The sequence below is a fragment of the Binatus sp. (SeqCode) genome (genome assembly GCF_049584895.1).
In the GTDB taxonomy this organism is placed as follows: Bacteria; Desulfobacterota; Binatia; order Binatales; family Binataceae; genus Binatus.
The window spans coordinates 21,125-29,575 of sequence record NZ_JBAUYR010000122.1; the positions used below are offsets into that span (position 1 = coordinate 21,125).

The 8,451-nt window shown below is 60.9% G+C and carries 8 protein-coding genes, 1 tRNA gene and 1 other RNA gene; 5 read left to right on the forward strand and 5 right to left on the reverse strand.

Annotated elements, in window-relative coordinates; genetic code table 11:
- The first annotated feature begins 150 nt into the window (after positions 1–150).
- On the forward strand, positions 151–1,341 hold the full coding sequence (locus WB650_RS21075; protein WP_423961919.1) for a GNAT family N-acetyltransferase: 1,191 nt from the start codon (positions 151–153) through the stop codon (positions 1,339–1,341).
- A 167-nt stretch (positions 1,342–1,508) separates the two neighbouring features.
- Here the strand turns inward: WB650_RS21075 and WB650_RS21080 are convergent, their stop codons facing one another.
- Positions 1,509–2,777 (reverse strand): DNA recombination protein RmuC, encoded by a 1,269-nt coding sequence (locus WB650_RS21080; protein WP_422302211.1) that lies wholly within the window; start codon positions 2,775–2,777, stop codon positions 1,509–1,511.
- Between the two features lie 281 nt (positions 2,778–3,058).
- Between WB650_RS21080 and WB650_RS21085 the strand changes: the two genes are divergently transcribed.
- Entirely contained in the window at positions 3,059–3,493 is a 435-nt protein-coding gene (locus WB650_RS21085; RefSeq protein ID WP_422302213.1) for an FKBP-type peptidyl-prolyl cis-trans isomerase, read from the forward strand.
- Positions 3,494–3,667: 174 nt separating this feature from the next.
- A complete protein-coding gene (locus WB650_RS21090; protein ID WP_422300701.1) occupies positions 3,668–4,939 on the forward strand; it encodes an ArsA family ATPase in 1,272 nt (423 codons plus the stop codon).
- 3 nt (positions 4,940–4,942) lie between these two features.
- Here WB650_RS21090 and rnpB read toward each other — a convergent pair.
- Positions 4,943–5,285: RNase P RNA component class A (rnpB, locus tag WB650_RS21095), an RNA gene on the reverse strand.
- Positions 5,286–5,510: 225 nt separating this feature from the next.
- Here rnpB and WB650_RS21100 point away from each other — a divergent pair.
- Both WB650_RS21100 and WB650_RS21105 read left to right on the forward strand, forming a co-directional pair.
- On the forward strand, positions 5,511–6,515 hold the full coding sequence (locus WB650_RS21100) for an alcohol dehydrogenase (RefSeq protein WP_422303372.1): 1,005 nt from the start codon (positions 5,511–5,513) through the stop codon (positions 6,513–6,515).
- Positions 6,516–6,856: 341 nt separating this feature from the next.
- Entirely contained in the window at positions 6,857–7,111 is a 255-nt protein-coding gene (locus tag WB650_RS21105) for a hypothetical protein (RefSeq protein ID WP_422303371.1), read from the forward strand.
- A gap of 50 nt (positions 7,112–7,161) precedes the next feature.
- Here the strand turns inward: WB650_RS21105 and WB650_RS21110 are convergent, their stop codons facing one another.
- The 3 genes from WB650_RS21110 to WB650_RS21120 form a co-directional block, all read right to left on the reverse strand.
- Positions 7,162–7,887 (reverse strand): zinc ribbon domain-containing protein, encoded by a 726-nt coding sequence (locus WB650_RS21110; RefSeq protein WP_422303370.1) that lies wholly within the window; start codon positions 7,885–7,887, stop codon positions 7,162–7,164.
- A 106-nt stretch (positions 7,888–7,993) separates the two neighbouring features.
- Positions 7,994–8,069 (reverse strand) — tRNA-Ile (locus tag WB650_RS21115).
- A 99-nt stretch (positions 8,070–8,168) separates the two neighbouring features.
- The coding region (locus tag WB650_RS21120; protein WP_423961923.1) for a hypothetical protein at positions 8,169–8,451 on the reverse strand (283 nt) is incomplete at its 5' end.

Sequence of the window (8,451 nt, forward strand, 5' to 3'; positions counted from 1 at the left end):
ACCTCTTTCGCTCGGAGCGCCTCGCCCCGTCTGATAAATATAATAACAAATCCGCCGATGCCTAGAGAGCATCCGGATAAATCGGTTCGGTTGCGATAAGTCTGATATTTTGACTCTCACTGTTGATCGCGAAGGAATTGGAACTTTGCCGTGAATGAAGCTGCGCCAAGACTCGATGTTGCAATTGTCGAGGGAATCGACAAAATTTCGCGCGACGCGTGGGACGGATTGCTCGCCCCCGACGACTCGCCATTCGTCGAATGGGATTGGCTGCGCGCGATGGAGAATTCGGGCTCGGCCGCGCGCGACACGGGATGGGCGCCCTATCATCTGATTGTTCGCCAGGGTCCCAAAAAACAAATCGTCGCCGCATGCCCGCTCTATCTGAAGACTCACAGCATGGGCGAGTTCGTGTTCGATCACGGATGGGCCGACGCCGCCGAGCGCGCCGGGCTGCGCTACTTCCCGAAAATTGTGGTCGGGGTGCCGTTCACGCCGCATACGGGACGTCGATTTCTCACCGCTCCGGGTACTGATCGCGGGGGCCTCATAAATCTGCTCGGCCTCGCGCTCACATCGATCTGCGAGGACAACAAGCTCTCGAGCGTGCACGTGAACTTCTGCGAGCCCGACGAGGCCGCCGCGCTCGCGCCGATCGGCTTCATGGAACGCCTTGGCTATCAGTACCATTGGCACAACGCCGGGTTCACGACCTTCGACGACTACCTGAATCGGCTGAAGCACAAGCGCCGCACTGCGGTCCGCCACGAACGCGCCGCGCTCGACGAACAGGGCGTCCACGTCCGCGTGACGGCGGGCGAGGAAATTCCCGACAAGACCTTCGCCGACATGTACCGAATCTACTGTTCGACCATCGAGAAGCTTTACTGGGGCCGCCAGTATCTAACCCCGGATTTTTTCGACCTCATCCGCAAGACCTTCAAGCGCAACATGGTTTTCATCGGCGCGTATTCAGGCCGCGAACTGATCGCCGGCGCCGTCAATCTCGCGAAGGCCAACGTGATGTACGGCCGTTACTGGGGATGCTTCCGCGAGTTCCGCTTTCTGCACTTCAACGTATGCTACTACGCCGGCATCGAGCACTCGATCCTGCACGGCATTCAGCGCTACGAGCCGGGCGCCGGCGGCGAATACAAATGGCTGCGCGGCTTCGACCCGGCATTAACGCGAAGCATCCACTACGTCTCGAATCCCGACCTGAAACGCGCCATCGCCGGCTTCCTGAAACGCGAGCGCCACGAAGTCGAGCGATGGATCGTCGCGGGCAAAGAGCGCAGCCAACTGAAGCCACCGCCCCCGTCCGATCAAGAATCAGAATAGTTGTTCTCCCGACGAAGCGAGCAACGCGAGCCTCGGATGTCCTTCCGAGCGAGCAATGCGAGCCCGACGTGTCATCCTGACGACCTGAGCAACGCGAGGGGAGGAAGGACCTCGGACAGCTTCGCGTAAGCGAAGCCGGTACCGGTTCCGAAATCGCGCAGCGCTCCTTACGCGATCTCCCTCAAATTCGTCGGCGGCGGCGGAAACTCCAATTCCGGCGCCGGCTCGCCCGTCAAATTCGTCACCCGATTGCGATACCGCGTCAGATGCCCCTTCGCGACTTCGAACGCGTCCTGCGCCTTCGACAACGACTTCCCCAGCGTCTCGAACTGATTCTCGAAATGCCCGAACGCATTCTGCGCCTTCTTCAATTCCTCGGTCGCGCGCTCGTGCCCCTTCGCGTATTCGTACATTTTGAAAACCATCTGGATCGACTGCAGCGTCACGATCAGCGTGTTCGGCGAAACCGGATACACCCGCCGCTTGTTGAGCCAATCGCTCAGCTCCGCGTTCAGCACCGCTTCCATGTAGAGCGTTTCGCTCGGCAGATACATCAGCGCCATATCGGTCGTGCCCGCCTCGGGCCGAATATATCCAGCGATTCGCTTCGCCTGCTCCTTCATCACCCGCTCGAATTCGACGCGCGCCTGATCAAGCGCTTGCGGATCGTTGGTCTCGAACAGCGCAAGCACCTGCTCGCGCGGAAACTTCGCATCGATGGGCAGCACCCGGTCCGGAAACTTGATCAGCGCATCGACGCGCCCCGAGCCTTCGCCGCCCGGCGACGCCTGCAAGTCGTACATGTGACGCGGCAGAAAATCCTCGAGCAGCCGCTCGAGCCCCTGCTCGCCAAATCGTCCCCGCAGATGAGGCATTTTAAGCAGGTTGTTCAGGTCATTGATCGACGCGCCAATCACGCCGAGATTTTTCAACTGCTCCTGCGCTTCATTGAGATGATTCTGAACTTTTTCGAACTGCGCGAAGCCGTCCTTGATATTCTGATCCAGCTTGACCTGCACGGTATTGGTGATCGCCGCCAGCTTCTCGCCGACGTCCCCGCGAATCGCCTCGATGCTCTCCTTGGTCTGTGTGGTCAGCGCCGAAATCTCCAGCTTGAGCGAATTCGCCTGCTCCTGCCGCCCCGCCGAGAGATGCTGTTCCAGCGCCGCGTTGAGATTGACGAACTCCTTCGACAAACGATCGGCGGTCGCCAGGCTGAGATCGCCCTGCGCCTGCTGAAGCCGTCCGGCGAGGTCGGTGCGCGTCTGCGTCAATTTTTCATCGAGAGTTCGCGCGACCGAATCAAGCCGCTCGGCCAATTGTGCGAACGAATCATTTGCAGGAAGTGATCGCAGCTTGCGGAGTACGATCAGAATCCCCGCAATCGAGAGGACGCTCAAAACAACCAACGCGACCACAACGATTTCCGACTCCATCAATCCACCTCCACGCCATCCGCCGAAGATTGTAACCTTCGAAGGCGGCAGCGTCGATTAGCTGTCCAGAGGTTTAGCGCGATGCGATGACAGCGGTTGTCAGCTCGGTGCGACGGGGGATTGTAGGAAGCTCGCTAGCCTTCCATTATTCGCTGGAGCACTGGCCGCAGCGCCGGGATGGCAGCCTCTCCCGCACTGACCTCGATGATGCTACTGTCTCGCCTCATCGGAACGGCGGATGCCGACCGTTGAGAATCCTAGCATTCAGATCACGAGGTCCTATGTCCAAGAGTCTCTTCCTGTCCACGATCCTTCTTGCGCTCGCCGCAGCGCCCCTGGCTATCCGGTCCGCCTTTGCCGCCAACGAGGTCACCACGCCAAGCGGCTTGCGCATCATCGACGTCACGAAGGGTACCGGACCCGTCCCGCAGGCCGGCCAGACCGTGACGGTCAATTACACCGGCTGGCTGTTCGTCGACGGCAAGAAGGGCCAGAAATTCGACAGCTCGCTCGATCGCAACCAGCCGTTTTCGTTCACGATCGGCCAGGGCCAGGTAATCAAGGGCTGGGACGAAGGCGTCGCCACGATGCATGTCGGCGGCAAGCGCACGCTGATCATTCCGCCGGACCTCGGCTATGGCGCGAGCGGCGCCGGCGGCGTCATCCCACCGAACGCCACGCTGATTTTCGACGTCGATCTGCTCGGCGTGAAGTAGGGGTCGCCCGCTGGGCGAGCCGCCGCTCACCGAGTCAGAGTCTGCCGGCAGTTGCGCTGGCTTCTTGCCTCTTCCATGCTGGATTCTTTGTGTCATTCAGAGCCGCTGCGGCGAAGAATCCCGGGGGCTGCGTGCGGTGTCAGCAGAAATCCGGGATTCTTCGCTTCGCTCTGAATGACACAAGGACTGCAGCGGGAGGAATTCTGGTATCGTGGGCTGGCTTTGAAAGACCTGCTCACCAAGGGCTCGATTCCGATTCTGCTCGGCACCGGCGGCGTCGGTAAGACCACGATTGCCGCCGCGCTCGCGCTGGCGGGCGCATCCGCCAATCTCAACACCGCGGTGATTACCGTGGATCCGTCAAAGCGCCTGCGCGACGCGCTCGGCCTCGCGCGCCTCGGTGGACAGCCGACCCGAATCGGGGCGCGGCAGCTCGCGGCCGCCGGACTCGATCCGTATCTCCAGTTGTCCGCGATGATGCTCGACGTGTCGGGCGCGTGGGACGCGATCGTCGAGCGCTTCGTCGCCGATCCGGCGACGCGTCGCAAAGTCTTCGACAATCCCTTCTACAAAAGCCTGACCGCCGAGTTCGCCGGCTCCGAAGCTTTCGCCGCGCTCCAGCGCCTTTACGATCTGCATCAAACAGGAGCGTTCGAGCTTGAAGTCGTCGACACTCCGCCCGCGTCGCATTCCTTCGAGTTCCTGCAAACCCCCGCGCGGCTGATTCGCCTGCTCGATTCACGCACTGCGCGATGGCTTTTCACCCCGTCACTCTCCGCCAGCAGGATCGCGATGAAGGTCGCCAGCAACGCAGCGCGATTTGTGGTGCGCGAGATCGAGCGCTTCGCCGGCAGCAACGTGCTCTCGACCATCACCGACTTTTTCGCCGCGATGGCCGAGAGCATGGACGGTATCATCGACCGCCTGCAGAAGACCGAAGCGCTGCTGCATTCGCCGGCGGTAAAGTTCGTGATGGTCACGACGGCCGAGCCCGACCGCATCCGGCAAGCGCGCGAACTGCTCACCCAGATGGAGGCGGAGGGACTCAAACTTTCCGCAATCGTAATCAATCGCTTCCTCGATGAGCGCACCTGGTCCGCAGTCGCGGATTCAACCGATCCGCTGAGTCACCTCGCTGAAATTTCTGAGTTGCGATCGTCGCTCGCGAAAGACGGCGCCGACGCCAACGGTTTCGGTCGCCTGGTCCGTCACTTCGAGGCGTATCGCGACCGCACCCTCGACGACATCAGACGAGTCGCCGCCTTCGCACACGAACTCCCGAAAGGAGTGAAGCTCGCAATCGCCCCGGAAATCGAAACAGGGGTCCGCGACTTAGCCGCCCTCTCCCGAGTCGCAAGCTATCTAACCTCCGGCACATCAATTCTAAAGCCCCTGGAATCCGCCGCACGCAGCATGCACGATGCCCGCAAATTGAACGTACCCTGAAAGAACCGGAGTGAGTCTGTAAGCCGGGTTCTGTGCCCTTGCGGGCGGCGATCATTCCTCTAGGCCGTCGATTGCTCGCCGGCTCATGCGACCATACCCGAGGCCTTAAGAGCGGGCCGCTCAGCCTCCTATTTGGTCTTGCTCCGGATGGGGTTTGGCATGCGCGCGCGATCACTCGTGCGCCGGTGGGCTCTTACCCCACCATTTCACCCTTACCCTTTCGGGCGGTGTATTTTCTGTGCCACTTTCCGCGAGTCGCCCCGCGCCGCCGTTAGCGGCCATCCTGCCCTGCGGAGCCCGGACTTTCCTCTTCCCATTTAAGTGAAGCGATCGCCCGACTCACTCCGGCGCTGTGAGAGTAGCATCTTTTCGGGCGGTACTCCGCTCGCCGTATGTGTCATTCATAGCCGCCGCGGCGAAGAATCCCGGCAGCAGTGTGGAAGTGGGCAGTCTTTCCGGGATTCTTCGCTTCGCTCTGAATGACACAAAAAACAGAATGATTGCCGTGACTCAAGAATGATTCGGGGGTAATGCTGGAAGCTCCACTCGAAAACTTCTATGGAGAGCAACCATGAAATCCATTCGAGTCGAAACACCAAAAGGTCCTTTTAAACTCGTTGACGAGAAAATCGCCGAGCCCGCGCGCGGACAGGTCCGGATCAAGGTGAAGGCGTGCGGAATCTGTCATAGCGACTCGCTTACCAAAGACGGCGTGTGGCCGGGAGTCACCTTTCCGCGATCACCCGGACACGAAATTGCCGGGACGCTCGAGGCGGTCGGCGAAGGTATCGCTGATTGGAAAGTGGGCGATCGAGTCGGCGTCGGATGGCACGGCGGAAACTGCTTTCGATGCGATCCGTGCCGGCGCGGCGATTTTGTTAATTGCCGCTTTCTGAAGATCCCCGGGATCAGCTACGACGGCGGCTACGCCCCACACGTGATTGCGCCGGTCGAGGCGCTCGCGCATATCCCGGACGCGTTGCGCCCCGAGGAGGCGGCGCCGTTGATGTGCGCTGGTATCACCACCTTCAACGCGCTCCGGCACAGCGGCGCGGGACCCGGCGACCTGGTCGCCATCCAGGGCATCGGCGGACTCGGGCATCTGGGCGTCCAGTTCGCGGCCAAGTTTGGTTACGATGTAGTCGCGATCGGCCGCGGCGAGGACAAGCAGTCGCTGGCGCTGAAGCTCGGCGCGCGGCGCTACCTCGACACCGCCCGGCAGGACGTCGCCGCCGAGTTGACGAAAGAAGGTGGCGCCGCTGCGATCCTCGCGACCGCGCCCGACGCGAAATCGTTCGGCCCGCTGATCGACGGCTTGGGCGTCCAGGGAAAATTGGTCCTTGTTGGCGTGAGCGCGGAGCCCTTCGCCGTCTCCTCGTTTCAACTGATCGGCGCACAACGCTCGATCATCGGATGGCCGTCGGGAACCTCGAAGGACTCCGAGGATACCCTCAAATTCGCCGCCAACACCGGCGTCCGCGCGATGATCGAAACATTCCCAATCGACCAGGTGGATCAAGCCTACGACCGCATGATAACCGGCAAAGTCCGCTTCCGCTCCGTGCTCACGCGTTGACGATCGACTGTGCCTGATCGCGACGCGCTGACGGTCCTGTTGGTACGACATGCCGAGCCCGTGGCGCCCGGAACTCACGGCTTCGCCGAATTCACGCGTCCGCTCACGGCGAAAGGAATCCGCGACGCTGAGCAACTGCGCGCGAGATTCACACGTCGAGGCGCATCGACGCCGCCTACTCGAGTCCTTACCTTCGCGCGCGCCAGACCATCGAGCCGATTGCGGACTCGCGATCGCGACGGTCGACGACCTCCGCGAGCGGATTCTGTCGATTGCTGAATCGCCCGACTGGCAAGCGCATCTCAAGCGCTCGTGGGAAGATTTCGACTACGCGCCACCTGGTGGAGAAACCTGCCGCGTTGCGCAGACGAGAGTTGTGCGGGTGCTCGACACGATCGCGTCGCGCCACTCAACCGGCCGTGATCCTCGCGAGCCACGGCAATCTGATCGCGCTCGCGCTGCACGCATTCATGCCAAACGTCGGCTACGATTTCTGGGAATCAATCCCGATGCCTGCAGTGTTCACGCTGACTCGGGATCGGGATCACTGGACAGCCTTCGGCGAAGAACGACGAAATAAATTTCGTCCTACGTAGGACGGAATCTATTCCGTCAGCCCACATTCGATAGGTGCTCGGGCCTACCCCTACGAGCTCGCCTTCTCCGCCGGCTCCTCGTAATACAGCACCCGCTGACAGTTCGGGCAAAAGTGGATCTGCAGATGCTTCTGGATCTCGTTGTACAGCTGCGGCGGCAGACGCATCCTGCATCCCTGGCACGTTCCTCCGGTAGCCTTCGCAACCGCGACGCCCGCGCGACGACTGAAAATCATCTGGTAGCGCGACAGCAGGCTGGCATCGATATTCTCGGCGATCTTGTCTCGCGCCTTTCGATGTTTGGCGATGTTACCCTTGAGCTGCTCGACTTCCGCCGCGATTTCTTTTTCCGCCGCCGTGAGATCGACCTTGCCCTTCGCGATCGCCTCAGTCAGCTCCTTGATTCGCGCCGTCCGCACATCCGCGCCTTCCATCGAGGTCAGCAGCTCGGTCTCGAGCCGCTGATTGGTCTCCTTCAACGACTCGATCTCATGGGTCAGCGCCTGCAGTTCCTTGTCATTGCGGACCAGCGTCAGCCGCATCCGCTTGTTGCGGATTCGAACTTCGCCTTCGGCCAGTTCACGCTCGGCCTTTTTGCGGGCCGCGGTTATTTCTTTATCTTGTTCGGAGAGGCGATCGAGCTCAGCCTGGTTGCCCTGGTTCTCAACCCGAAGTTGGTCGACGCGCCCGGCAATCGAGCTCAGCGATTGCTCCAACTCTTGCAGCTGCCGGTCGATGACCTGGAGGTCCATCAGCCGGGTTATCTCTTCACGCAAGTCGTACCTCCACTAATCTTGTGCGCGGCGCGCAAAGTTTCTTTTTTCAGTGTTTGTTTCGGGATCATAAGAGCGCCCGCACTCAGAGGCGCGGACACGAATGGTATGGGCCCACCAGGATTTGAACCTGGGACCAGCCGGTTATGAGCCGGCAGCTCTGAACCTGGCTGAGCTATGGGCCCTCTGAAATGCATCAGGCGCTTATCATGGTAGCAAGTTCGCACAGCAGACTTAAGGGCTAAACGACCAAACATTCGCTCAAAACGATACGATGCATCCGCTTATGCGCCACGGCCCTCGCGCCTGAGCGCGATCACCGCCTGCGCCGCCGACACGTCGGCTCCACTCCCGCGAAGTCGTCCGACTTCGCGCGCGCGTCGGCGCCGCTCGAGCACAACGACATAGTCGTTGGCGATCGCGCGGCATTTATCGAGCTCGCTCGAAACTTTCTGCGTTTCGTCAACGACCTCATCGTTCAACGGCCCAACCGCAAACTCGCTGATACGCCCCTGCTCGTCCGACGTCAGCCGATCCGCAATCCATTCTTCGAGCGCAGTGTATGGC

Coding starts and splice junctions, on each gene's coding strand:
- WB650_RS21080 (WP_422302211.1), bottom strand. CDS start 2,777: ATGGAGTCGGAAATCGTTGTGGTCGCGTTGGTTGTTTTGAGCGTCCTC.
- WB650_RS21085 (WP_422302213.1), top strand. CDS start 3,059: ATGTCCAAGAGTCTCTTCCTGTCCACGATCCTTCTTGCGCTCGCCGCA.
- WB650_RS21090 (WP_422300701.1), top strand. CDS start 3,668: ATGACACAAGGACTGCAGCGGGAGGAATTCTGGTATCGTGGGCTGGCT.
- WB650_RS21100 (WP_422303372.1), top strand. CDS start 5,511: ATGAAATCCATTCGAGTCGAAACACCAAAAGGTCCTTTTAAACTCGTT.